Raw genomic sequence first — 24,986 nt, 5'->3', positions numbered from 1 at the left:
CACACAAGGGGAGATAGATTATGACCTCAACGCGACGTTCATTGCTCAAGATGGGATTGGCCGGGCTCGTTGCCCCCCAGGGGGCATTTGCTTGGGCCAGCGACAAGCAAAGCCGGTCGTTCGAAACCTGGCGCCGCGACTTCGAGGCGGGCGTTCCGGCACGCATGACGGCTGCCAATGTGGTGGGCGCGTCCGTTGCGATCAGTTCCAAAGACAGGGCGGTACTGTATGCGGCGTCTTTCGGCTATGCCGATCTCAAACAGCAGCGAAAGCTCACCGTCGACACGCCTATCCATCTGGCGTCCATCAGCAAGCTGTTCACTGCTTCGGCCCTGATCCAGCTGTTTGAGCGTCAGGGGCACAACCTGCACGATGACATCAATGGTTTCATCGATTTTCCTATTAGGAATCCTAACCATCCGGACGTTCCGATCACGGCGCATCACCTCCTGACACATACATCCAGTATCTCGGATGAGGGCTATGGCGACGTTTCTTTCGAGGGCGATCCGAAGCTAAGCTTGTCGAGCTTCCTCAGGGATTATCTTGTGAAAGGCGGTAGCACCTATTCGCCCAACACGTCCTTTCTGAAATCGAAGCCCGGCACGAAGTGGGACTATAGCAATGTTGCCGTTGCGTTGGCCGGCTACGTGGTCGAGAGGGTCAGCAAGCAGAGCTTTTCGTCCTATGTTGAGGCCAACCTTTTCGAACCGCTCGGCATCCGAAATGCCCATTGGTACCTGAAGGAGTTCGCGCCAGACGTGCTTGCCAAGCCTTATAGGTTTGAGAATGCCGCCTTCACCGAGCTGCCGCAGGAAGGATATCCGGATGTTCCCGCCGGGATGCTGCGCTGCTCAGTTGCCGATCTTGCAAAATCGCTGCATGCCATTCTGGGACGAGAGACAGGCAAGAAGGCAATCTTGTCCCCACTGTCGGTTGCTGAAGCGTTGCGCGGCCAGGTAGATTCGAAGATCGCATCTTACCAGGGGCTGGGGTGGGTTTCGGAAGAAATCAACGGGCGTGAGTTCGTAGGGCATTCCGGTAGCGATTTTGGCGCCTCCAATATGGTGGTTCTGACGCAAGACCAACGCCATGCAGTGGCCGTGCTGATGAATATTGATGGGACGCCAGAAACGAACAAATTCAGGGCTTCAATGATTGAAGATCTCATCGACGGGGCAAAGATCGCGGGTTGAGCCCTCGCGGGTTCGGAATTCATTGAACCATACGAATGCTAACACTCAGATGAGGTACTTCTGTTTGACGGGACGTGGCGTCGTAGGTCGCGCCATGACCGAACGTTCCTCCAGACCGTGCCAGTGACCGATACAAGCGCCACCGCATGTTGGTCCCGGGCTCGAGAGAGACGTCTAAAGGGAGAAATCGGGAGGCGCGAAGGTGAATAGCATCTCCCGCTTGGTCCTGGCGTGCTCAAGGTCGGCGACGAAGTTGCCCTTGAGCTGCCAATTGTAGCCTGCGTGGACGCCCCGTAGTCCATTGTCGAAGCCGTCTATGTCGAACGGCGCGTCCGTGCGCGGTGGGAAGAAATATTATCACTGCTGTAGGTAGGTGGCCCACGGATGCCGTCGCGACTAGGCCGATTGCGCGATGTTCTTCCAAAGGGTAGGCCAACGCGAACGAGGTCCGGCAACGTTGCTCAATGCCGCGAGGCCTGGGTCCCAATGAAACCGAGCATGCATTGTTCGTTTGCGACGTGACGTCGGACCCCGACAAAGAACGACCTTAGCATGTAGCCTGTGGCATCCCAGTTCACGTCCTTGCGCCCGTGCGCAAGCTTGGTCAGCGTCCCGGGTATTTCATCGGCCGCAGCCCTGTCGCCCTCATGCTCCCGACACATCCGGCACAAGGTTTCGCTCGATACGTGTGGCTCTGCCAGTCCTGTGAGATACGGAAAGCAGAACTGCGCTTCGATCTCGCATACGCGGTCGAGTTCTGGCTTAAGAGTTGTCGCAACTGTCCTGCACAGGGCGGGCGTGACATGGCGCGGAAGGGAGTCGGCGATGTCCTCCAGCATGTCGCAGAGCATCAGCAGCCGGGAGCGTCGGCGATTGAGTTCAGCCAGCCAACTGGGCAGTCCGACCTCAACTTGGACATCTACCGTCAATAATATGGCGAAGACCACCAGAGTGCACATGACGGCGGCAATCGTGACCGAAGCCGACTTGGACGTCGTGCTGATGGAAACCCGGCAGGTAAAAGGGGCGCAAAAAGCAATGCCGATCAAGACGGATCGGCGGGATGCCGAGGGTATCGCACGGCTACTCCACCTCGGGTGGTTCCGACCCGTTCACTGCAAATCCGTCTCATCGCAGGAGGTCCGCGCCGTGCTCGGAGCTCGCAAGGCCATCCAGCAGGGCATGATCGCTTTGGAGATGTCTCTGCGTGGGATGCTGCGGAACTTCGGGCTCAAGGTTGGCGCCATATCTCGCGGCAGGTTCGACCCTCGCATCCGCGAACTGGCGCTCGGCAATCCCATGCTTGAAGCCGCGACAGGACCGATGCTTCGGGCGCGGGCGTCCTTGCGGCATGAATTGGCAGGACTAGAGCGCCACGTTCGCAACCTGGCTCAGGATGACCCGGTATGCCGTCGGCTGATGTACATGCCAGGGATCGGTGCAGTTGTGGCGTTGACCTACCGATCGGCAATTGATGATCCCGCCCGGTTCACTTCATCGAAGAAGGTAGGGCCATGGGTAGGCCTCACCCCGTCGCGCAACCAGTCAGGCGAGCGCGACGTCTCAGGCGGGATCACCAAGGCCGGCGACGTCAACCTGCGCCGGGCGTTGTGTCAAGCCGCGACCGTCATGATGCACCGAGGCCGCTCGACATGGCTGAGAACCTGGGCAGCACAGGTCGCTCGCCGCCGCGGCCGGAAGCGCGCCACGGTTGCCTTGGCCCGGCGCGTCGGTGTGATCCTTCATAGGATGTGGGTCGATGACACCGACTTCCAGTCGGACATGACGGTGCCACTTGCGGCCTGAAGACTTGAGTTCCCGACCGTTGCCTGCCTGACAGCAGGCCCTCGAGGTCCCCCCAGGGACGCGGTTCCGATGATGCCGTGGTCCGGACTGTGCCGATCCACATCGAGCACGCCAATGAGATGGGCACATCGGAATTGCATTGAACCAGCATCATGTTGGCAGCCCCGCGCTGATCACGGACCGAAGCATGCACCCGGGGTGATCTCAGACGAGGGCGGCAGTCACTACACGACGGATCAGAAAGAGCAGGTGTTCATAACCGCACGTTGGCGGCCGACCTCTCATGCGCAAAACCGCTTGACTGAGACGGCCTCGTTACCGAAGTCCCGACCCTAGCCTGAATGCCTGACGCAGGCATGACCTTCCAAGCCGATTGTTCAACATGTAGTAGGCATTTTAACGGTTCCGGCAACAAATCCATAAATGTCAGCATGCCCTAATGTGACTGCAACTTCTGGCGGGGCAGGCCATGCGGAATTTTTTCCGGTCGGAGCACGGCAATTTCGCGGTCATTACAGCCATTGCCATGGTGCCGATCATGACCGGCGTAGCCGGCGTGGTCGACTTCGTCAGCATAAACAACAAGGCGGACAAACTGCAGAACTCGCTGGATGTCTCTGCGCTCGCGATTGCAACCAAATATTACTCAGGCATGTCCGGGGACGAACTGACAAGCCTCGGCCGAGACTTCTTTGATTCGAATCTCGCTCGGGCCCGCAATGACGCCAGCGAGCTCGTCTACAACGATCAGGTCACCGATTTCGATGCGTCTGCGACAACCTCGGGCGATATCAGCCACATTGAGGTCACCTCGACGATCGTGCAGCCGGGCATGGTCGGGAACATTGAATGGCGGACCGCCAGGCGCGCTGTGGTCGAGGTGGCGCCGGGACAGCCGGCTTGTGTACTGGCACTTGATCCGACCGCATCGGCCGCAGTAAAGCTTCAGGGCTCAACCCAAGTGGTGTTTGACGGTTGCGTTATTGCCTCGAACTCTAGCGCCAACGACTCGGTATCAAGAGGCGGATCGGCGCAGGTAGCAGCCGAGTGCGTCACCACTGTCGGCGGCACAAATGGGCTCACCGGCTACAACACCGACCTCGAATGTGGCATTCCGCGCGAGAACCAGTACGCGTCGCTCGACCCGCTCGCGAACGTCGTTCCGCCGTCCTATACGGCCTGCAAGTCAGTGCCTGGCGGCAAAACCAAGACTCTCTCGCCTGGTACATTCTGCAACAAGACAATCTCAGGCGATGTCACACTCGATCCGGGAATCTACATTCTAAGGGGCGGGCAGATAAAGCTCGGCGGCAACGGTTCGCTCACCGGCAGTGGCGTGACGATTTTCCTGATGGAAGGCGCGGAATTCACCTCGAACGCCAACGAGATCATCAATTTGTCGCCGCCATCCGAAGGATCCTACGCAGGCATCACCATCTACCAGGAGCGGACCAACGCCAATGCCGTGGTGATCAATGGTGGATCGGGTTCGAATGTGACCGGATTCATCTACGCGCCGGGTGCGCATGTCTTTTATGCCGGCAATTCTGAGATGTCGGGTTCAGGTCAGTGTATTCGTATTGTCGGCAATACCGTCGAGATGACCGGCAATTCATCGGTCACGTCGAACTGCGAAGCCGAGCTCGGTGGCAAGAAAATGTATGCCGGCCGCATCATCAGGCTGGTGCGCTGATGGCATGCCATCAGCACATTTCAGACTGCAACACGAGTTGGCTGGCACGCATATCGCGGAATCCTAATGTGGCGTCGGGCTTGATTCGAATTCTGCACCGAGAGAGGGAGAAAATCCGGTGACCAATAGCAGGAAGCTTCTTGTCAGCGCGGCATCGGCGCTCGCCATCAGCGCATTGCCGATCAAGCTCGACATCGGGTCAGTCGGCGGTTTCGCCCAGACATCAGCTTTCGCCAAGAGCGAGAATGGCGGTGGCAACGGCGGTGGCGGCGGCAATGGTGGTGGTGGCGATCGGGGCAATAGTGGTGGCAAGAGCAACGGCTCGTCCAACGGCAAATCTGCATCGGCGGCCGGCAAGACCAAATCGAGCGGGGGTGTCCAGCCGGCCTCTGTTGGCGGGTTGATGAAGTCGATCTTCGGCGGCGGACAGACGAAAAAGTCGGCGGCTGCGGGCACCAAGCACACGGTGCCGAAAACCGCCAAGGCCAAGCAGAATCCCAAAGCACTGACGGCCAATGTTCTGCCCGCCTCCGTGGCAGTGCCAGGGACAAAGCCTGTCAAGGAAAAGAACCTCAATGCGCGCCTGGCGGCTCTCAACTCGCTCAATCGCAATTACAACGCCTATCTGAACTCGCAGTCTCCGCGCATGGCGCTTGTCAGGGAGTATGTGCTGAATTCAGCCAAGGCCGAATCGGCGGTCGAAGATGCTGCAGCGGCAGCCGAAAAGGCAGCCCAGTTGCAGACTGCATTGGATGCGGTCGCAGCAGCCATCGTGCCTTTTGACGGCAGTGCGCCGATCGTGGATCCGACCGCTGATGCTCTTCAGGCACGTCTCGACGCACTGAACGCATTGGAGCCACCGGTCGACCCCACTGAACTGGCCGCATTTGAGGCCGAGAAGGAAGCGCTGTCTGATGCACTTGCGGCCGCAGATGATTTGGCCAAGGCAGAAGAAGAGCTGGTAGACGCTGAGGCGGCGGCCGATGCCGCGGCCGAAGGCACCAGCGAGGACGACCTCAAGGAGGCGCTGCTGGCGGCAGCCAATCCCAATCGCGTCGCTGAATATGGCGACGACTACTTGAATGACGAGGTCATGGATTGGGCCAAAGATGTCCTTGGCGTTGGCGACGCCTACGGCAAGATAGATGAGATCAAGGCCGCCCTGCCGACAGAGACAGCGGAAGTAACACCCGTCGAACCAGAGTCTGAGGTTGCGGCAGAGCCGGCTCCCACGCCTCTCGTGGTGCCTGTCAACTGACCACGGGCAATCCTTCGGCTGGTGGCTAGCCGGCGGACAGGCAGTTCACCGGGGAGCATCTGGGCAGCCGTCAGTTTGACGGTCGTTTTGGGGCTAGCAACTCGTTTCCAGCCCGGTCAGAGCGCCGATTTCATCCAAGGCAAACCCGAAGGCTCTGACATGGCTTAGCGTCGGCTTTCCCCGAAGGTGACCATGCTCAATTCTACGCCTCGCTTCTAGCTCCTGAGAGGTAGCCGAAGGAGCTAGCCAGCCACGATCACGCCGAGCTATGGCCTCGTGTCGTCTTTGGGGTGACGGCCTGCTCGGCCTGTCGTGCGCTGGGTTTGCCAGGGTGTCGGCGTGTCGACCGTTCCCGATCTCGACGACGTCAAGCTGATGGCAGACCGCGCCAAGCTGTGTATTTTCCTCCCAGCACGTCGCCGACTGGCTGCGCCACGGCATCGTCGGCGAGAGAAGGGGGACGCGAGACGGTGCGGCGCATGGCAGCCGTGGTCGACAGGCAGAACGGGGAGACCGAAGGTTACAAGCCGCGGGCTCCCGGCTTCGACAGCCCGGTCTTCAAGGCGGCCGAGGACCCGGCGTTCATAGGACGCACCCAGCCAAGCGGCTGGTCGGCATTCGAATCTTGGCTCCCTTGAGCAGCGAGACTAGGCGTCCCCATTAGGAGGAGGAGCGGGTTGTGAGCTTGTGGGAGGGGTTTCGCATAGCGCGTAGAGCTCTTTGGGTGAACAAGTTGCGCAGCTTTCTCACCATGCTTGGCATCGTTGTCGGCGTGGCCTCGGTCATCGCGATGGTCGCGTTGGGATCGGGAGCAAGAGCGCAAGTCGACGAGCAGATCCGATCGTTCGGGGCGAATGTCCTGGTAATCGAGCCGATCGCAGGACGGAGCGGTGGGGTCCGCCTGGCCAGCGGATCGAGCCCAACCCTGACGGAGTTGGATGCTCGAGGCATTGCCGGACTTTCGCTAGTTCGCGCATCAGCGCCTTCGGTTCGCGGCCGCGCTCAGATCGTACATCGTAACAGAAATTGGAGCACAACCGTCAATGGCACGACCGTGGACTATTTTGTCGCCCGGGATTGGCCGCTTTCGGCTGGCCGACATTTCTCCACCAAAGAGGAGAGTAGTTCTGACAAGGTTGTTTTGGTCGGACACACGATAGCCCGAGAGCTGTTTCAGGGCGAAAATCCAGTCGGAGCCGAAATTCGGATTCTCAATGCACCTTTTCAGGTCATCGGTGTTCTGGCGGCCAAAGGCCAGTCCGGTGTGGGGACGAACCAAGACGACGTCGTATTTGTTCCGATTTCCACCGCAAAACGGCGGCTCTTTGGAGGCGGCGATGTAGTCGACCGCCAGTCTGTTGCCTACATTTGCCGCCGGCGAGACGCTGCACGGACTTGCAAAGCGCCACGACGTTACCCGCAACCTGATCCGCGTTTGGGTCAGTAAGTATGAGGAAGGCGCGATTGACGATGACACCCCAACAGCGTGGTCATGGGCTGCTGAATTTTGTCTCGGGTGGAACCGGCGCTGTGTGGTTCGGTTGCTTGGTTTGACACCCAAGAAAGGTGGCGGTCGCAGGTGGAATACCTATCATAGCTTGTGCTAATACATTGGCGAGCACTGGATGGCCTATCTGCATGAAGACGCACACGACAATTGCCGCATTTGCCTTGGCCTCGGGCACCTTCGTGGTGCCAGCAAGCGCGCATCCTCACGTTTTCGCGGAGGCCCGGCTAGACGTAACCATAAACAGCGCGCGTTCAGTGGAGTCCCTGCGACACGTATGGCGCTTCGATGATCTGTTTTCCAGCACGGTCCTGTTGGAGTTCGACAAGAATTCCGATCTCATCCTTGATGCTGCGGAACTCACCGAAGTCGCCACGACCATCCACGGCTCACTTGCTGAGTACAACTACTTTCAGCTGGTGATGTCAGGTGGAAAGGATGTCAAAATGGTGCCGCCAGCGAAGCTGACTGCAGGATTCGACGTCGACAAGTTGACCATTCAGTTCGAGACAAGGCCCGAGATGCCATTGCCGCTCGGTGGCGGCAACCTCAGTGTAGGAGTCTATGATCCTACATTTTACACGGCCATCGATTTCGTCGACGACGCGAGCATTGTGGTGGCACGATTTCCGGACGGCTGCACCCGGGACGTTGTGCGCCCTGATCCCAATCAGGCGATCGCTCGGAACCAGGGAACCCTGACGGACGCATTCTTCAGCGATCCAACAGGAACCGATCTCAGCAAGATTTTCGCAACTCGCCTTGAGCTCAATTGCAAGTAAAATCGCACAGGATCAGATAGGCATCGTACGGGCAACGATCATCGTTGCCCTGCGCCTTAGAAACCGATCATGAAATCCACATCCCGTCTTGGCGCGAGAGTGATGCCAGTGTCAGAAGATGCCGACAAGCGGACCGCGTCGCTAGGCATCCGCATATTACCGTCGGTAAAAGCAGCGCTAGAGAAGGCTGCAAAGGCTGACATGCGGTCGACCGCCTCGTTGACAGAGCTCATTTTGACCAAGTGGTTGCGCGAGAACGGCTTCCTTTGAGCCGAGCTCAGGCATTCATATAAAACGCGACCGTCGAACGCCTGTGTTGCCTTGCTGGTCACTTCATCAGGATTTCATGGACGGCGATCGCCACGAGCACAAAGCCGGCAACGGCTTCAATGCAGCGGCTCACCGCCGCCACAAGCTGCGGCCGGGATTGCAGAACATGCACCAACTGCTGCCGAAAGAGGATCGCGACGATCGCGACTGCCGACAGCGTCACAGCAACGCCGATCATCATGGTCGCGGCAAAGGCGAGACCCGCGGCGGGAATGCCTCTCGATATTGCAAACGTCATGACGAAGAGCGTCAGTGGGCATGGAATCAGTCCGGCCATGATGCCGACGACCTCGCCTTCATGCGTGTGATGGATGTGTCCGTTCCGGCGGAGCGACCGCCAGAGCATCCACAGGCCTATGAGCCCAAGCAGGCCGCGGCTGATATCCTCAAGCAGCGGAGCACGTCCGACTGTTCCAAGTGCAAATGACACAAGGGGCAGGGACAGCAGGGCGATGAGGACGGCCATTGTCACGTGGGTGAACGACAGGATCAGCGAAACCGCTATTCCACGGCCGACACCATTGGTGGAACCAGTCAGATATGTTGCTAGGATCGCCTTGCTGTGACCGGGCGTTAGGGCATGTGCGGCGCCAAACATCACGCCCATCGGCAAGAAGGCCAGGAAACCCGCCCAATCTCCATTGGCGGACACGAGCTTTATCTGCTCGGCGAGCGCTAGGTAGATTTCGCGCTGAAACTGGACAAGCGATTGAAACATGCAGACTAGCTGGGTTCGTGGGCGAGACCTGAAACGATCCCTCCCGGATCAATGAGCCAATATTGCGGCTCTACAACGGCAGTTGATGCAGAACCAGTCCTGTAACGGCGGACGCGGCGAGTGTCGGTATCATTCCGACATTGAATTTCAGCATTGCGACCATTGCAGCGATGGCAAGGAAGGCGGCCCGCCAGTCGACGGACGACAAGACTAGCAGGTCAGGCCCAAAACCGATGCTGCGCACTTCACCGAATACGACGTGTAAGGCAAACCAGAGGGCGAGGTTCATCACGACCCCGACTACGGCGGCGGCGATGGCGGTCAACGCTGCCAGGCAGCTGATGTCCGGCGTATCGATACCGGACATGGCCTGATCGCGGTCGAGGTGTTCGAGGATGGTGTCCCGCCTCGCTGGCGAATTCGTAATGAGCGTGGCGCACATTGGAAAGCAGCCGACGTTACCATATCGACGGAGCGTCCAAACGGAGCCATGGAGGCCTTCGATTTCGTCGATCGCGGCGACTATCTCGAATCCGTCGACGAGATTCCTGAACCGCACCAATTCATGGCACGAGTCAGCCTTGGTCATGGTGGGCACTCACACGACTACGACCTGAGCTTTGTCGAAGGCGAAGGCCACGATCACCTCCATGAGGAAGTGAGAGGACTTTCGCTGGCCACCGACGGCTATCAGGATGCCCACGAATTGGCTCATGCCAACGATATCCGCCGTCGTTTCGCCGACCAGAATGTGACGACCTGGCAGATCGTGATCTTCGGCCTCACGGGCGGCCTGATCCCGTGTCCCGCAGCTATTACGGTGCTCCTGCTCTGTCTTCAGCTCAAGGAAATCCCGCTTGGGGCGGTGCTCGTCCTTTGCTTCTCGATCGGTCTGGCCATCACCCTGGTCACGGTCGGTGCCGTTGCCGCGCTTAGCGTCCGCCACGCAAACAAGCGCTTCCCTTGGCTTTCCACGATCGCCGGACGCGCCCCCTACTTCTCGGGGCAGCTGATCATCGCGGTTGGCCTGTACGTCAGTTACCATGGCCTGTCCGGACTGCAGGCCTGAGGACAGGACATGGCCGGGCGCATCTTCATATCGGGACTGGCAGTTTCGTGCCTGATGTCGCCGGCAACATGGGCCGATGATGCGGATGTCGCGCTGGAATTCTTCCATGAAACCTGCCTGGCGGGAGGCCCTGATTACGATCGGACCGCAGAGTTAGCACGCAAGGAATCCCGGCTGCCCGCCTCCGAGATTGCGGCCTTGGCTCCGGTCCAGAGCGTGAATGCATTCAAGGCTTGGTCGATCGCCGTGCCAGGCCTTCGGGCGAGGGCATTGATCGGCGTGACAAAATCCACGCTGCACGGTGAGGCCGTCGATACCTGTACTGTCGCGATGTTCGATGGGGACTTTGGCGCATTCGAGTGGCGCTTCTTTCTCCGTACCGATGCTGAAAAGATCAGCGATCAGAGCGACGGCATGCAGGTTTCCCGGCTTTATGTCCTGACAACCGGGGGGCGCAAGCAATTGGCCAAGATCACGTTCCCGGCCTCACCTTCCAGCCACATATGATCGCGGCCAGCTCCATAGCTCCTCGCAGAGCGCCGGATCGCCGTGGCGGTCGCGCCCTTCACTGAATCAAACCAGAAAACACCGTCCCAGGACCTAAACCACCTGTTCATGGCGCAAGTGATTGCCCTCATCGGCACAGGATTGGCGACTGTTGCCCGGGGCCTGCTCGCCTTTGAACTATACGCGGGCTTTGTCTCTTTCGTCTGGCCTACGACCTCGAAACTGTCGCAAGCCCTATGCTCACAGCCGCGCTGCTGTCCAGCTTCCATAGCCTGTTTGCAGGAACAGTTGTCGGGTTTGGCATAGGCGCCTTCGTCCTCACGATTTCTGCCGAGCCCACCACCATCCGAACCGCGCGGAATCTACGAACGGATGACCCGCGACAGGCGCAAGCGCGATGGTCATCGTCAACGCCGTCATGCTCCTGGGGGGCTCGGACCAGGTCAACGTGTCAGACGGCACTGGCACTGGCTGCTTTCGGAGCAGGCTCGATGCTGGCTGTGTTGTCGCTCCCTGGCATGCTCGAGAACATTTCCGACCGTTGCCTCAAGTGCGGGCGCTATTGGCGTGCTCATCGAGCGCCTAGCAAGGTTCGTGCTCGGCCTTGGCTTTTCCTGGACGCCACCCAGCCACCCGCTTCGGCGCTCCGATGGATCGGCCTGCGGAGCAGGGCAGACTTGCGAGGCTGCCTCGATCGAACTGCATCTGCACTTCATTCTTAAGCGATGTGATCTGGTTGTGACTTGTTCCAATGACCCGGAGCGGCTGGGATGTTCGGCGCGTAGTTCAACGGATCGAATATGAGCCGGCGCGCATATTTTCCGCTTGACAGATGTCAGAAATGAATGAGACGGTGCAATTCATACAGATTATGCATTTAGGATAATCATGGAAACGCGCGATCTCCAGACCTTTCTTGCGGTTGCTGCCAGCGGCAGCATCACAAAGGCGGCCGATCTGCTCGGGCGGTCCCAGCCTTCGGTGACGCGCACCATGCAGGATCTGGAGGCCGAGCTCGGTTTCGAACTGCTTCAACGGAACGGTCGACGGGTGCAGTTGTCTGAAGAAGGTGTTGCCTTCGAGGAAGAAGCGCGGCGCCTGCTGATGTCATTCACGGAACTTGCTGGACGGGCAAAGATGATTGCCGCCGGCAAGGGGCGTATCCTCCAGATCGTTACAACTGCTGCTATCGGCAATGGTTTGATCCCGGCCGCCATGGCGGAGCTGAAAGATGCGCAGCTTCCGCAGGAGACGCATGTTGGACAGTTTCTGGCCTCGACCGTCGCCCAGGAAGTGCGCAGTGGACGTGCAGAGATCGGCTTCTCAAGCTTGCCGCTCGATATTCCTGGTCTGGATGTCCTGCGGCTCTATTCGGCGCCGGTCGTTGTCGCCCTGAATGAAAGTGATGCGCTGGCGCAGCTTGATGTCGTGCCGCTGTCGGCCTTTGCTGGCCGCAGGCTCGCCACGATGCTCAATCCGCTGCGTTTTCAATTGCACATCTCTCGGGCGCTTGCCGCCCGAGGCATCGAAACCGGCCCGGTGATCCGGACCAATACCGCTTATGGCGCCCTCCTGATCGCGCACAAAACAGGCGTTCCTGCGATCGTTGACCCCGTCACCGCCTATGGCCTGAGCCTCCCTGGCGTCGTCATCCGCCCGATCGACATGACCGTTCCATTCTATTGGGGCGTTCTGGTTGCCAAGGAACGCCCCCTGCGTCCAGTCGCGCAGGCGTTGATGGAAGCAGCTGAAGTTGTCGCAGAACGGTCGATCGCCGGTTTCCGGAAGCTCGACCCGGCCACTGCCGGACAATTGGTGACCGGTCCCGGATCAAGCAATTACGGAACTGAAACATGATGCACGCTTCTACCCCTCCTAACTCGACGGGTCTTGCTGCGCTGGAAGCACGGCTTGCACAGGATCTCGACTTTCTGGAACTGCCCGCCAAGCCCTGGGTCCCCGAGACCAGGCATGAAGGCACCCCGGTTCGTGACGTCGTTGTCATTGGTGCGGGAATGTGTGGGCTCGCCGCCACTGCCAGGCTTGTGTTCGCAGGGATCACCAATGTTGTCGCCTACGACGCCGCTCCCGCTGGGCTAGAGGGGCCCTGGGTGACATTTGCCCGTATGCAGACGCTTCGCTCGCCCAAGACCCTGCACGGTCCGGCGCTCGGCATGCCGCAACTGACCTTCCGCGCCTGGTTTACGGCGCAGTGGGGCGTCGAAGCTTGGCAGGCACTGGATAAGATTCCCAAAGACCAGTGGATGCATTACTTGGTCTGGTACCGCACAGTTCTTGCCTTGCCGGTGCGTAACGACGTGTGCATGACCGGTATCGCGCCCGCCGGTGAATTCATTGCGATCGATATCGAAGGTGCGGAAACGGGGCGTGTCCTCACGCGTCACCTGGTTTTGGCCACTGGTCGATCCGGTTTGGGCGGCTTTGCCGTGCCCGACTTTCTCAAAGGTATTGATCGCGCTTACTGGGCGCATTCTGCCGACGAGATCGATTTCGACGCGCTGAAGGGAAAACGTGTCGCGGTTATCGGTGCCGGAGCGTCTTCCATGGACAACGCCGCCACCGCGCTTGAGGCGGGTGCCGGCTCTGTGGACATGCTGATCCGGCGAAAGGAAATGCCGCGTATCAACAAGATGACAGGCATCGGCAGCCAGGGCGTCGTGCATGGAATGCATCAACTGCCGGACATCTGGAAGTGGAAGTTCGTCGACTACACAGCCTCGACGCAAACACCCCCGCCGAGCTCATCGACCCGTCGCGTGTCGCGCCACTCGAATTCCCGATTCTTCCTCGATTGCGGCATAGTTGGGATAAGGCAAGATGCCGAAGGCCTGCTGATTGAAACTACGCAAGGGGCCATGCGCTACGACTTCCTGATTGCAGCGACCGGCTTTCAAAACGATCTTCACGGTCGCACTGAATTTGAAGCAATCGCCCCCCACATTCGTAATTGGTCCGACGGTCGCTACACAGCTGAGATGGGACCGCCGCGAATGGGCATGTCCGAGGCGCCGGACCTTGGTCCTTCGTTCGAGTTCCGGGAGCGGGTCCCGGGTTCGTGCCCGATGCTGGCGCATATTCACTGCTTCAATGACGCCGCAACGCTGACCCATGGCAAGGTCTCCGGCGACATCCCCGCCGTCAGTGCCGGTGCTGACCGCCTCGTCCGAGGCATTGCCGCGTCGCTGTTTGCCAAGGATGTCGAAAGGCACTTCGACAATCTGGTCGCTTTCGACATCCCCGAACTGCAGGGCGACGAATGGGTCGATTCAACACCCTTGTTGCAGAAGGAGATCGCGCTGTGATCGATGCTATGGACAAGGCGGCGGGTCTTTCACTGGACGATGTACGTTTCAGTGCACGACGGTTTCGACCGGAATTCGTTGAGGGGGCGGAGCTATGTCGCCTCTCGGTTTTAACGCCGGCGAATGACCAGGGACTTGCGAGCGACCTGCGCGTTGCTCTCGCCCGTCGGATGGCCGCTCTGAATGCCGACGAGGCCCTGACCGCTCAATATGATGCTCAACTCGACGAACTCGACCCTTCAAGACGGCTATCGGCGCTAGCCGAAGGGCGCACGGATCTAGCTGAACCGCTGGCGACCATCGCCCGTCATGTCGATCTGGTCACGGTGAGCCCGATCAAGGCAGAGCAGAGCGACATCGCCAGGCTTGCCGAGGCCGGATTGAACAATCCGCAAATCGTCGCGCTCTCCGAGCTGATCGCCTTCGTCAATTTCCAGACACGGGTTGCGGCCGGGCTGCGATTGATGAGGTCAAGATGATTTCCTCGGTTCGCCTGAAGCCACTGACGTGGCACCCCTACATCGCACCGGTTGAGCTTCCGGAAGCTACGCCGGAACAGCTCGATGCGATGAAGGTCACGCCATCCGCCAAGAAGGTTTCCGAGTATGTGCGCACGCTCGTGCATGATCCCGAGAGCTATGTTGCCCGCACCGTGTTGTTCAATGCGATCATGTATGTCGAAGGCGGACTCGCCCGTCCCGATCGTGAACTCGGCGCATTGGGCGCCTCGATCGTGAATGGCTGCAAATTCTGCGCCGTTGTCCACGCACGCCGCCACGCCGAGCTCACCAAGAACGATGACGTGGTTACCGCGCTCTATCTGGAAAGACCCGAAGCGCTCGCGCCACGCGATGCTGCAATCAACAGCTTTGCCTGCCGCCTGTCGGCGGCGCCATCGGAGGCAACGGAGGACGATGTCGCCTCGTTACGATCCGTTGGGATGAATGACATCGAAATCATCGACCTGATCCATGCCGTCTCGATTTTCGGCTGGGCAAACCGGTTGATGCACGTGCTCGGTTACGCTGAAAGCGGGAAACAAAACTGATCCAGCATGTTGACATTTCCAGTTTAACGGATAACGTCTCCAGTATGCAGGAAATAGAGGAAATGGGCCTAGCCTGCTGAAAGTTTGAATATCTGGCAATCAAATGGCGTCAGCTCTCGTGGAGGGCAAATAAGAGAGTAACGTTTCACAGCGTTATATATCTCGTCGGGTATTCTATTCTTAAAAGCCGCAAAAAGTGGCCTGAGCAATAAAAACAAAGAGGGTTAAAATGAGGATGTCATCTTACGCATTCGGCATTGTTGTTGACGACATCGCAGTTTTTGCCTGCGAATAAGATTCTTTAAAGGCTAAGGCCAGAAGGGATACCAACAAAGATGCTCGAACTAAAAGATATAAAGCTGTCGTACGGGTCTGCGCAGATCCTTAATGGCGTCAATCTCTCGGTGAAACGAGGGGACGTGGTGTCGATCATTGGCCCCAGTGGCACCGGCAAGACCACGCTTTTGAAGTGCATCAACTACCTGGCCAAGCCGGCCTCGGGGACCATCGCGTTCGATCAAATCCGGATGGATTACCAGCGGGCGGACAAGGCCGCGGTCCAGGCGATCCGGCTCCGGACGGCCATGGTCTTCCAGCAGTTCAACGTCTTCAAGAACATGACCGTCATTCAAAACGTGATGGATCCGCTTGTCGTGGTGCAGCGTAAGTCCAAGGAAGAGGCGCACGCCATCGCCCTCCAGGAGCTTGAGCGAGTTGGTCTCTCCGACAAGCGAGAGCACTACCCGTCACAGCTTTCAGGCGGTCAGCTCCAGCGCACTGGCATCGCACGTGCCTTGGCGGTTCAACCGGACGTTATCCTCTTCGACGAGCCCACATCATCGCTCGATCCCGAACTCGTCGGCGAAGTGCTGAAGGTCATCAAGGACGTCACGTCGTCGGGAATAACGTCGCTGCTTGTGACCCATGAGATGCAATTTGCGAAAAACATCTCAAATCGCATCGTCTTCATGGATCGAGGCGTCGTCGCTGCCGACGGCAGCCCGGCCGAGATTTTCGACAAGCCTTCAAGTCCACGCCTGGCGCAATTTCTCAGCTCTGAACTGGCATTCCAATAAGTCAGTACTGTACTTGCATTCCAATAAACAAAAGAAGGGAACTAAAGAAATGTCTGCAATTAAGTCTCGTTTTGGTCGTCGGTCCGCTCTTGCCATCTTTGGCGGCATTGCAATCACGCTCGCAGCCTCGGGGGTCGGCTACAGCCAAACGCCTGCCCGGGTGGTCAAGATCGCCACATCGGCGGAATCCAAGCCGCTGGCATGGGGTGCGATCGGCGTCGAGCCGCAGGGATACGAACCCGATCTCCTGAGAGAGATCAACGCCAAGCTGCCGCAGTACAAGTTCGAAATGGAAGGCGTGGCCGATATCGCGCAGGAGACCGGCCTTGCCACCGGAAAGTACGACATGGCGTGCGGCGGCTACTACAAGTCGCCCGAGCGCGCCAAGCAGTTCTTCATTCCGGAAAACCCGATGGGCGCCAGCCTGATGAAGATCTACAGCCGCAAGGACAGCAACATCAAGGGGATGAAGGACCTCGTCGGCAAGCGGATCGTTCCGGCTACGGCCGGCGGCGGCACGTACAAGTTCATGATGAACTGGCAGCAGGAAAATCCGGAATATAAGCTTGAGGTCACGGCGTCGAGCGCCGGTATCCCATACCCCAATCGCCTTGACGAAGTTCAGAACGGCAAGTTCGACGCGCTGGTTCTGCCATCGAACCTGGGCGAGCAGACCGTCATCGAACAAAAGAAGCTCGACGTCGTGGCCTCCGACCCGGTCTACAGCAACAACACCTACATGCTGATCCACCGTTCGGACGAAAACAAGGTCCTGGCTGACGACATCGACCGGGTGCTCAAAGAGCTCCGGGAAGATGGCACAATGGACAAGCTCTCGCAGAAGTGGTTCGGCGAGGAAATCGTCAAGCACATGAAGTAGAAATCGCTCGCGAACAATCTTTGTTTAGTCAGCGGTCAAAGCTGAAATTGCAAAAGGAGTGTTTCAAGTGGATCTTTCTACGATGATCCCTGAGCTATTTTCGGCTTTGCCGCTGACGCTCGTGATTACGTTTACTGCCATGAGCGTCGGGTTCTGCCTGGCTCTCATCGCAACAACCCTGCGGGTTCGCAGGGTCCCCGTCATTAGTCAATTTGTAGATCTCTACGTGTCCTATGCCCGGAGCGTTCCGGTCGTTCTTCAGTTGTTCGTGGCGTTCTACGGGCTTCCGCTGCTGGTGATCCTGTTCGGGTTCAAGGACTTCATCACGGCCACGATGGCCGCCATGGTAGGGCTGAGCCTCTACCATGGAGGCTATCTGTCGGAAGTCATGCGACCCGCCTATCTGGCCGTGGAACGCGGTCAGCATGATGCGGCCGACAGTCTGGGGTACAGCTTCCGTCAGAAGATGTTTCGCATCGTAGGCCCGCAAGCCATCCACATCGGACTGCCGGGTTACGGAAACTCGATCATCTACCTGATCCACAATGTCGCGTTGGTCATGTACATCGGAGCGGCGGACGTGATGGCGACGGCGCACCTGATCATGGAGCGAGACTACAACCAGTTCCAGTTCGAAACCTATCTCGTGCTGGCTGTCATTTACTCGCTTATGTGCCTGGTCGCATGGCTCATCATACGTTTCTTCGAGCTTCGCTTCGCGGTGCACCTCTCCAAAGAGACCAAAGCGATCCCAATAAAAACCGCGGCCTTCGCGAGCGTCTGAGATAGAGAGAGTGTTCATCCATGTTTGAAACCGATGTTCTTCTCCACGATCTTCGAGAAATTCTGGGCGCCGTGCCTGTGACGCTTGCCATGGCGTTGGCGATCTTCGTCTTCTCGACGATCATCGGAAGCCTGTTTGCTTTCATCGAATACCGAAGGGTCCCCGTGCTGCGGGAACTCGTCATAGCCTACAAGGTTGCCTTCAAGGGCGTCCCGATGGTGATCGTGATTTTCCTGGCATATTTCGGTCTTCCACCGGCACTTCAGTTCTTGCTGTCTTTAGTCGGAATCGACTTCAACGCGCATCTGACGCCAAACTGGGTCATACTGGTCATTGCGATCACCGGCTGTATCGCAGCGTTCCAGTCGGAGATCATCAAGGGAGCCCTGAACTCCTTTGACACCGGCCAGGCGGACGCCGCCCATTCGCTGGGGTACACGAGCAGCCAATTATTCCGGCGGGTCATGTTTCCCCAGGTGGTCGTCGCCGCCATTCCCGACCTCACCACCTCTATGATGGTGATCATGAAGGCGCTTTCTCTTGGGTTCGCCATTGAGGTTGTCGAAATCTTTGCACAGTCGCAACTGACTGCTGCGCTGAATTTTTACTACCTCGAAGCCTTCGTGATAGCCGTCGTGATCTACATGGTGATCGCCTACATCGTCACGCAGATCGCAGACAGAACGGAGCGAGCTCTCAGGATACGGAGCTGAGGGCCGCTTAGTCCTGACAGCATGTTCAGGCGCCGTAGGCACGGCAGTGCGGCGGCGTCTGAACCTTCAGGATCAGGTTGGTGATGAGCATAGCAAAGAGCATCGTCTCCGGCCTGAACCTGTGATGGTTCGAGCAGCATCACTTCGGGATCGAGAGAGCTGTCGAACGCATCAAAGCCACGCGCTGGCCACCCCGACATGGCATGCACTTGTCGAAGTCCTGCAACTCATTTGCCAGGCAGGGTCTAGGGCAAAATCCGGCGGCGCGCCTTCGGCGTTATGACGGTTGCCAAACTGGGGTGAGGCCTGCCGCAGGCAGATCATGAACTGGCCCCGCGTACTCGGACACATGCGCCATCCCACAGTTTGATGATGATGCGAGCCTCGCAAGATGAGCTGCGAAATCCGGCGAGAGGGCGGCGCTGCTCGCGCGCAAGATCGAGGCCAGCTCTACCAAGAGAATTTCGGGCCGCTACCCGCAAGCAGGCATTGGAGGAAGGTATGGTCGAGACTAAGGAATTAATTGCCGAGATCGTCGGCATCGAGCCGGGCAGCAGCCTGGCCGAGGTGGTGGCCGGACGCGCCGACATCTTGGCATTGACCCAGCAGACGCATGATGCCGCGCTCATGCCTGCGGAGCCCGGTGGCCTCACGCATGCCGAGCGCGCGGCACTCGCCTGCCGCATCGCCAAGATCAACGACGCCAAGGATTTCGAGGAGCATTTCGGAACCCTGCTCGACAATTCCGGCGCCTCCGGTGACACCGCGCGCATCGCCGACATCTGGTTCGACGGCGGTGGAGATAACAGGCTCAGGGCGCTGATCAGGCATGTCGACCTGGTGGCGCATGCGCCCAAGGATGCGACCCGCCGCGACATCGAACTGCTGCAGGAGGCCGGCCTGACCGATGCCGACATCGTGCGGCTGTCGGAGCTCGTCGCCTTCGTCAGCTATCAGATCAGGGTTGCCGCCGGGCTGCGGCTGATGCGGGGACTGGCATGAGCAAGGTCGTTCACGAATTCACCACCGCGATCCCCGAGTGGAAGCCGTACGTCAGGCCGCTCGATCTCACTGAGGCAAGTGCCGCGCAGCTCGAAGCGCTCAAGATCACGCCGTCCAATACCAAGGTGTCGGACTACGTGCTGGTGCTGGCGCATGACGTCGAGACGCTGACGCACCGCTCGCCGCTGTTCAACGGAGTGATGTACAACAAGGGTGGCCTGTCGCGGGCCGAGCGCGAGATTGGCGCTGTCGGCGCCTCGATCGTCAACCGCTGCATCTACTGTGCCGCCGTCCACGCCAGCCGCTACAACCAGCTCACCAAAGACGAGACCGTCATCGCAGCGATCTTCGCCGATGGCGTCGACGCCGAGATATCGCCGCGACTGAAGGCGATCCTCGATTTTTCGGTCAAGCTGTCGAAATGCCCCTCCGATGCCGATGCTTCGGACATGCAGGCGCTGGTGGATGCCGGTCTCGGCAAGGACGAGATCCTCGATCTGATCCTGTCGTCGTCGCTGTTCGGCTGGGCCAACAGGCTGATGCACACGCTTGGAGAGCCGCTCGCCGAATAACTGCCCGAGGCGTCGGAAGGGAGCATAGGAATGAATATACATTCGGTCAATCCTCCTGAGATCGGGCCGCGCCTGCAGGCTTTCCGCAAAGAGCGCAAACTCACGCTCGCAGACCTTTCGATGATGTCAGGTGTGTCGCGCTCGATGCTTTCAGAGATCGAGCGCGGCAACGCCAACCCGACCTATGGCACGCTGTGGCACCTGACACAGGCGCTGGAGGTCGATCTCAGCCGCCTGATCAGCGGCGCCAGTGAGGAGCGCAGCGACAGGATCGACTTGCAGCCGGGAAATCTGACGCCGACAATTCGCAGCGCTGACGGCAGTTGCATCCTTCAGATCCTGTCGCCGGCCGGCATGGTGCCGCTGATCGAATGGTACCTGCTGAGCTTCGAGCCTCAGGGCAAGCTGGTCAGCGATCCGCATGGTGCGGGTACCATCGAGCATCTGCACTGCACCGAAGGCGAGATCGTCGTGCGCAGTGCCGGCAACGAGATGATCGTCCGAGCCGGCGAGACCGCGCGTTACGCCGGCGATGTTCCGCACTCGCTTACCTCTGTGGGGATCAGCGCCGGTCCTGTCGGGGCGCGGGCGTTCCTGGTGGTGGCCTCGGGTGAGGTCGGCAGCAGCACGACCCGGGCATTGATACGCCCGAAGTGAACGACCCCCGGCGGCGCCTCATTGGGTCATCGCCGGGCTGAAATGAATTTGATCCAAAAGGAAATGTTGGAATGCTGGTTGCTATTGTCGGCGCAGGGGCGATCGCTTTCGGAACGGCGGTGTTCCTCGAACAGCAGGGACATCACGCAACGCTGTGGTCGCCGTCGGGCGAGCGCACCAAGGCGCTGGCCAAGGGCGAAGCGCTGGTCGCCCAAGGGGCGGTCGAAGGCACCTTCCACCCGGCCGCAGCGGCAAGTGCTGAGGCGCTTGTCGCCGGCGCGGAAGCGATCGTGATCGCGCTGCCGGCCTATGGCCACAAGGCCGTGCTGGATGCCATCGCGCCTTACATCAGGGCCGACCAGACCGTCATCATCAGCTCGCACGCATCCTTCGGCGGGCTCTATTTGTCGCGCCTGCTGGCCAAGCGCGGCGTCGTTGCGCCTATTGTCGGGTGGGGCACGACAGTGGTTTCAGGCCGTCAGCTCAGCCCAACGCTGGTCAACGTCAACACCGTGCGCAAGAAGGTCGATCTCGCCACAGTTCCAGCATCGCGCAGCGCCGATGGTCTTGCCGTCTGCCAGACGCTGTTCGGCGACCGCTTCGTCGACCGCGGCAGCCTGATGGCGATCGCGCTGTCCAACCTCAACCCGCAGAACCACATGGGCATCGCGCTCGGCAACATGACGCGCATGGAGCGCGGCGAGACCTGGAGCCAGGCCCAAAACGTCACGTCGAATGTCGGCCGCCTGCTCGAGCAGCTCGACGGGGAGCGCATTGCCATTGCCACCAAGCTTGGCCTGGAAGTGCGCAACATCTTCCAGCACTTCCATTTGTCGTTCCACGTGCCGATGAGCTCGATCTCGCAGATGAACCAGGAGATGCACGATGCAGGCCATAGCGGGCAGGGCCCGACCACGGCCGACAGCCGCTATGTCACCGAGGACGTACCGTTTGGCCTGGTCATGACCGCCAAGATCGGCCGGCTCGCCGGCTACCCCGCCGAGCTGCACGAAGCTGGCGTGCGTATCTTCTCGGCGATGTATGGCCGCGACTTCACCGCCGAAAACGACCTGCTGACCGCGCTCGACCTCGACGCGATGTCGCTGGAAACGCTCAACGGCCTGTGCCGTGATGGATATGCTGTGGCCGCCACCTAGGCTGGCGACTTCTTCGCTGGTGGAGAACCACTCAGTCCCGGAGAAAACACCGCAGGGCAGGTCGCGCCTCCGTTTCGAAGGCGCGACCTTGGCTGTGATGACTAGATGACCCGTTTGATGTCGATACAGTCGCCTTGAGGTGCGCAGCGTACGGGGGGACGTCCGACGTGCCGCGATTGCGCCAGAACCAGCCGTGGCTGCCGTCAAAAGCGGCTTCGAGTTCACCCTCATCGGACGGCACGCTGCGGCCCTCTTTCGTAGCCGACTGACTGACCGCCGCCGTCGGTATCAAAGTTCACGACTCCGCCGTCGATTCGTCTGCTGGAAGGGTGTGGATCGCACTGATGCCGCGCATCCACGACGAATTGGGCAAACACAAGACCTTCATCTCGGTTCACTTCAATTAGATCCGCACTACATCGATCCCTTGTCTCGCGCCCTCGGCCTGCCTGACGAGTTTTGATCCGTGGGGCCCATGATGTGGCCGCCTTCAATCAGCTCGATGGTGAGGCCGCTCACGGCACCTCGGATCAAGGCGGTGAGTTGCAGGCTTTCGGCGCAGTCGGCTTGTGGCTTTCGTCGCCCGCTCGATCGCCTCCACTTGCCGTGGTTTTCCGCGCGAAGAACGCGTCATTTGAATTGCCTTCCTCGCTGAACTGGCCGACACTTGTCCGACATTGCCCAGTTGCATCTTATATCCTCTGCTGGAGGTTAGCATGCAGGTTGATGTAATCGATCGCCTCGAAGAACTCGAGAGGCTCAGGACGGACTGGGAAGCTACGTATTCGGCCGACCCTGAGGCCCATTTCTTTCTCACCTGGACATGGATTTCCAATTGGCTGCGCGGGCTCAGGCATCCTTGGGTCGTCCTTGCAGTCAGGTCAGGCTCAGGCGGCTATGTCGCATTCCTGCCGCTGAGATACGAGCCGATCTCGACGAGAAAACAGGTTTCCATAATAACCTTCGGATGGCTGGGTCGTATTTCGCGGTCTACACAGGGCTCGTGTGCAGAGCTGAATACGAACATGATGCCGTCGCTGCTCTTGCCGGGCAGGTCCAGCAGATGAATTGGCGAAGCCTGCAGTTGGAGGACTTTCATGTTTCGCCCGAACGCCGCGACCTGTTTCTCAGGCACTTCCACGCTGTACAGTTTGTCGAGCAAAAGATCGTTCGCAAGCCGCACATCACGGAGGGCGGCGAGGACATCGACCACGACCTATTTGTCCATGTCGAGTTGCCGGCTCAATGGGAATACTATCTCACCGCAAGTCTTGGCAGGTTGGCGCGGCGCAATGCCCGGCATTATCTGCGCTTGATCGACGAGAACAGCGAGTACGAAGTAACAGTTTCCGACGCGCGGACCATCGAACAGGATCTCGGTACTCTTTTCCGGTTTTGGCTGGGCCGCTGGGAGGACAAGAACCCGACCTATGCACGAGGTGTTGTTAGAAATTGTCGCACGATGTTGCCTGGCCTTTACCATGACGACCGGCTGCTCGTCTTGGTGCTTCGCCAGGACAGCGTACCGATCGGTGTCCATCTCAATTTCATTGATCGGGACAAGCGTGCCATCCATTGTTTCCTTGTTGGCCGCGATCCGGCCGTCACCAAGCTTCCGCCAGGCTTCGCGCTGCATATGTTCACCATGCGATGGGCTATCGCCAACGGCTTCGTCAACTACGATCTTGGAACAGGAAATTACGGGTACAAGGCGGCATTCGGATCCCAGACGAGGCTCATCGAAGGCATCAGAATCTCGACGCAGAACGCTCGCAACCTCGGCGAACGGCTTGACCGCCGAATACTCGGATCCGTTCTTTCCTGGTCCAAGCGGCTGCACAGCGATGGACAATCCAAGCTGGCGGCGATGGGCTGCAGTCAGATACTGGAGGTGGATCATGCCTTTGAGAAGGCTCGCGAGCTTCTGGAACTGATCGAGGCTGAAACCGCGCCGAACCTCGCCAACGCGATCGAGTTGCACCGGTCCGGTCGTGTGGAGCAGGCGGCTCAGATTTATGCATCTGTGCTGGCGAAGGCGCCCCGACATTTCAAGGCGAATTACATGATGGGCGTCGCCTGCCTGCAAAAGAGGGAGTTTGCCGCAGCCGAACTCTATCTCGGACAAGCAATCGAAGTAGCCCCTCGGCAACGCCCTGCTGGCGATAGGCAGGCATGAAGATGCTGCGCGTTGCTACGACACGGCTATCGGCTTGAACCCACAATTTGCTGAGGCCTACAACAACCTGGGCATGGCGTTGCATAGCCTGGGCCGCCTTGCCGAAGCCGAGGCGAAGTTCAAGAAGGCGCTGAGCATCCAACCCGAGTTTGATAGCGCCAGCCGCAACTACAAACAGGTGTCGAGAGCGCGCAAGGACGCAGGTGGAACACCGACCGTAGCCGCCTTCCTGGGGACGTTGCTGGACCCGAGCCTTACATGGATGTCGGAGACGCTCCTGATGACAATCTGAGAATGGTCACACCCTGCATTTATATCCCGTTCGGGGGATAGCATCATGCGGGTGACACGAAGCAAGAAACGATTTGGAAACTCGGCCTGAGGACGGAAGCTTGACCGACAGATTGTCATTTCAGGACTGACGGCCGGCTGTCTGATATCGACCCCAATCTGGGCCGACGACGTGGATATGCCTTGGGTTTCTTCCACGAAACCTGCTTGGTTGCGGGGCCTGATTTTGTCCGTACATCGGAGACTGCGAGAAACAAATCCTGAGAAGCGGTTTCGAATGTCGCCGCGCTTGTTCCCGTGCAGGGGTGGGAAGTCTCCAGGACGTGAACGGCCGAAGTGACAGGACTTAGGGCGAACGGCTGATAGGCACCGCCAGGCTCGCCGTCGGTAACATTTTTCGACGGGAAATTTGCATCATTCGAACAGCGATTCTTTATTCGG

25 protein-coding genes and 1 pseudogene are annotated in these 24,986 nt (G+C 59.1%); 22 read left to right on the top strand and 4 right to left on the bottom strand.

Annotation, left to right across the window (positions count from 1 at the left end; translation table 11 throughout):
* Positions 1-20: 20 nt before the first annotated feature.
* Positions 21-1,196 (top strand): serine hydrolase domain-containing protein, encoded by a 1,176-nt coding sequence (locus CO731_RS01785; protein WP_108605691.1) that lies wholly within the window; start codon positions 21-23, stop codon positions 1,194-1,196.
* A 461-nt stretch (positions 1,197-1,657) separates the two neighbouring features.
* Here the strand turns inward: CO731_RS01785 and CO731_RS01780 are convergent, their stop codons facing one another.
* The gene (locus tag CO731_RS01780) at positions 1,658-2,155 is read right to left on the bottom strand and encodes a hemerythrin domain-containing protein (protein ID WP_108605690.1); all 498 of its coding nucleotides are present in this window, start codon (positions 2,153-2,155) and stop codon (positions 1,658-1,660) included.
* 13 nt (positions 2,156-2,168) lie between these two features.
* Between CO731_RS01780 and CO731_RS01775 the strand changes: the two genes are divergently transcribed.
* The 5 genes from CO731_RS01775 to CO731_RS01745 all read left to right on the top strand — a co-directional run bounded on the left by CO731_RS01775 (position 2,169) and on the right by CO731_RS01745 (position 8,242).
* Positions 2,169-3,002 carry an IS110 family transposase gene (locus tag CO731_RS01775; RefSeq protein WP_245439574.1) on the top strand — a complete coding sequence of 278 codons (834 nt, stop codon included), beginning with the start codon at positions 2,169-2,171 and terminating at the stop codon, positions 3,000-3,002.
* Positions 3,003-3,471: 469 nt separating this feature from the next.
* Positions 3,472-4,695 carry a TadE/TadG family type IV pilus assembly protein gene (locus CO731_RS01770; RefSeq protein ID WP_108605689.1) on the top strand — a complete coding sequence of 408 codons (1,224 nt, stop codon included), beginning with the start codon at positions 3,472-3,474 and terminating at the stop codon, positions 4,693-4,695.
* Positions 4,696-4,813: 118 nt separating this feature from the next.
* On the top strand, positions 4,814-5,953 hold the full coding sequence (locus tag CO731_RS01765) for a hypothetical protein (RefSeq protein WP_108605688.1): 1,140 nt from the start codon (positions 4,814-4,816) through the stop codon (positions 5,951-5,953).
* A gap of 724 nt (positions 5,954-6,677) precedes the next feature.
* Positions 6,678-7,400 carry an ABC transporter permease gene (locus tag CO731_RS01755; protein ID WP_108605687.1) on the top strand — a complete coding sequence of 241 codons (723 nt, stop codon included), beginning with the start codon at positions 6,678-6,680 and terminating at the stop codon, positions 7,398-7,400.
* A 185-nt stretch (positions 7,401-7,585) separates the two neighbouring features.
* On the top strand, positions 7,586-8,242 hold the full coding sequence (locus CO731_RS01745) for a DUF1007 family protein (RefSeq protein WP_245439967.1): 657 nt from the start codon (positions 7,586-7,588) through the stop codon (positions 8,240-8,242).
* A 56-nt stretch (positions 8,243-8,298) separates the two neighbouring features.
* Here CO731_RS01745 and CO731_RS28545 read toward each other — a convergent pair whose 3' ends face one another.
* From CO731_RS28545 to CO731_RS01735, 3 genes and pseudogenes are all read right to left on the bottom strand, one after another.
* Positions 8,299-8,574: a hypothetical protein gene (locus CO731_RS28545; protein WP_159091526.1), complete on the bottom strand. Its 276-nt coding sequence runs from the start codon at positions 8,572-8,574 to the stop codon at positions 8,299-8,301.
* Positions 8,571-9,290: a sulfite exporter TauE/SafE family protein gene (locus CO731_RS01740; protein WP_108605684.1), complete on the bottom strand. Its 720-nt coding sequence runs from the start codon at positions 9,288-9,290 to the stop codon at positions 8,571-8,573. The genes CO731_RS28545 and CO731_RS01740 overlap by 4 nt, the downstream gene beginning before the upstream one ends.
* Before the next feature lie 70 nt (positions 9,291-9,360).
* A pseudogene (locus CO731_RS01735) lies at positions 9,361-9,621 on the bottom strand (chromate transporter); the annotation flags it as partial.
* 159 nt (positions 9,622-9,780) lie between these two features.
* On the opposite strand from CO731_RS01735, the gene CO731_RS01730 reads away from it, so the two are divergent.
* The 16 genes from CO731_RS01730 (at position 9,781) to CO731_RS01650 (ending at position 24,546) form a co-directional block, all read left to right on the top strand.
* Complete coding sequence (locus CO731_RS01730; RefSeq protein ID WP_275543111.1) at positions 9,781-10,359, top strand: nickel/cobalt efflux transporter; 579 nt, start codon at positions 9,781-9,783, stop codon at positions 10,357-10,359.
* Positions 10,360-10,368: 9 nt separating this feature from the next.
* Complete coding sequence (locus tag CO731_RS01725; protein ID WP_108605682.1) at positions 10,369-10,866, top strand: hypothetical protein; 498 nt, start codon at positions 10,369-10,371, stop codon at positions 10,864-10,866.
* A gap of 888 nt (positions 10,867-11,754) precedes the next feature.
* Positions 11,755-12,723, top strand: coding sequence for a LysR family transcriptional regulator (locus CO731_RS01720; RefSeq protein WP_108605681.1), 969 nt, complete (start codon positions 11,755-11,757; stop codon positions 12,721-12,723).
* Complete coding sequence (locus CO731_RS01715; protein WP_108605680.1) at positions 12,720-14,189, top strand: NAD(P)/FAD-dependent oxidoreductase; 1,470 nt, start codon at positions 12,720-12,722, stop codon at positions 14,187-14,189. The genes CO731_RS01720 and CO731_RS01715 overlap by 4 nt, the downstream gene beginning before the upstream one ends.
* The gene (locus CO731_RS01710) at positions 14,186-14,668 is read left to right on the top strand and encodes a hypothetical protein (RefSeq protein ID WP_108605679.1); all 483 of its coding nucleotides are present in this window, start codon (positions 14,186-14,188) and stop codon (positions 14,666-14,668) included. Before CO731_RS01715 ends, CO731_RS01710 begins: the two co-directional genes overlap by 4 nt.
* Positions 14,665-15,237, top strand: a complete 573-nt coding sequence (locus CO731_RS01705; RefSeq protein ID WP_108605678.1) for a peroxidase-related enzyme — start codon at positions 14,665-14,667, stop codon at positions 15,235-15,237. The genes CO731_RS01710 and CO731_RS01705 overlap by 4 nt, the downstream gene beginning before the upstream one ends.
* Before the next feature lie 335 nt (positions 15,238-15,572).
* On the top strand, positions 15,573-16,313 hold the full coding sequence (locus CO731_RS01700) for an amino acid ABC transporter ATP-binding protein (RefSeq protein WP_108605677.1): 741 nt from the start codon (positions 15,573-15,575) through the stop codon (positions 16,311-16,313).
* A gap of 49 nt (positions 16,314-16,362) precedes the next feature.
* Positions 16,363-17,193: a transporter substrate-binding domain-containing protein gene (locus tag CO731_RS01695; protein ID WP_108605676.1), complete on the top strand. Its 831-nt coding sequence runs from the start codon at positions 16,363-16,365 to the stop codon at positions 17,191-17,193.
* Positions 17,194-17,260: 67 nt separating this feature from the next.
* Positions 17,261-17,977, top strand: coding sequence for an amino acid ABC transporter permease (locus CO731_RS01690; protein WP_108605675.1), 717 nt, complete (start codon positions 17,261-17,263; stop codon positions 17,975-17,977).
* Positions 17,978-17,997: 20 nt separating this feature from the next.
* Positions 17,998-18,690 carry an ABC transporter permease subunit gene (locus CO731_RS01685; RefSeq protein WP_108605674.1) on the top strand — a complete coding sequence of 231 codons (693 nt, stop codon included), beginning with the start codon at positions 17,998-18,000 and terminating at the stop codon, positions 18,688-18,690.
* 501 nt (positions 18,691-19,191) lie between these two features.
* Complete coding sequence (locus CO731_RS01680) at positions 19,192-19,692, top strand: hypothetical protein (RefSeq protein ID WP_108609567.1); 501 nt, start codon at positions 19,192-19,194, stop codon at positions 19,690-19,692.
* Positions 19,689-20,264 (top strand): peroxidase-related enzyme, encoded by a 576-nt coding sequence (locus CO731_RS01675; protein ID WP_108605673.1) that lies wholly within the window; start codon positions 19,689-19,691, stop codon positions 20,262-20,264. The genes CO731_RS01680 and CO731_RS01675 overlap by 4 nt, the downstream gene beginning before the upstream one ends.
* Before the next feature lie 30 nt (positions 20,265-20,294).
* Positions 20,295-20,921: an XRE family transcriptional regulator gene (locus tag CO731_RS01670; RefSeq protein ID WP_199914535.1), complete on the top strand. Its 627-nt coding sequence runs from the start codon at positions 20,295-20,297 to the stop codon at positions 20,919-20,921.
* A 71-nt stretch (positions 20,922-20,992) separates the two neighbouring features.
* Positions 20,993-22,078, top strand: a complete 1,086-nt coding sequence (locus tag CO731_RS01665; protein ID WP_108605672.1) for an NAD/NADP octopine/nopaline dehydrogenase family protein — start codon at positions 20,993-20,995, stop codon at positions 22,076-22,078.
* Positions 22,079-22,913: 835 nt separating this feature from the next.
* The gene (locus CO731_RS01655) at positions 22,914-24,254 is read left to right on the top strand and encodes a GNAT family N-acetyltransferase (protein ID WP_159091525.1); all 1,341 of its coding nucleotides are present in this window, start codon (positions 22,914-22,916) and stop codon (positions 24,252-24,254) included.
* Positions 24,232-24,546 carry a tetratricopeptide repeat protein gene (locus CO731_RS01650; RefSeq protein WP_108605670.1) on the top strand — a complete coding sequence of 105 codons (315 nt, stop codon included), beginning with the start codon at positions 24,232-24,234 and terminating at the stop codon, positions 24,544-24,546. The genes CO731_RS01655 and CO731_RS01650 overlap by 23 nt, the downstream gene beginning before the upstream one ends.
* Positions 24,547-24,986 lie beyond the last annotated feature (440 nt).

Source organism: Aminobacter sp. MSH1, from assembly GCF_003071665.1.
Taxonomy (GTDB): domain Bacteria; phylum Pseudomonadota; class Alphaproteobacteria; order Rhizobiales; family Rhizobiaceae; genus Aminobacter; species Aminobacter niigataensis.
This window is presented reverse-complemented; position numbering and strand designations above follow the sequence as displayed.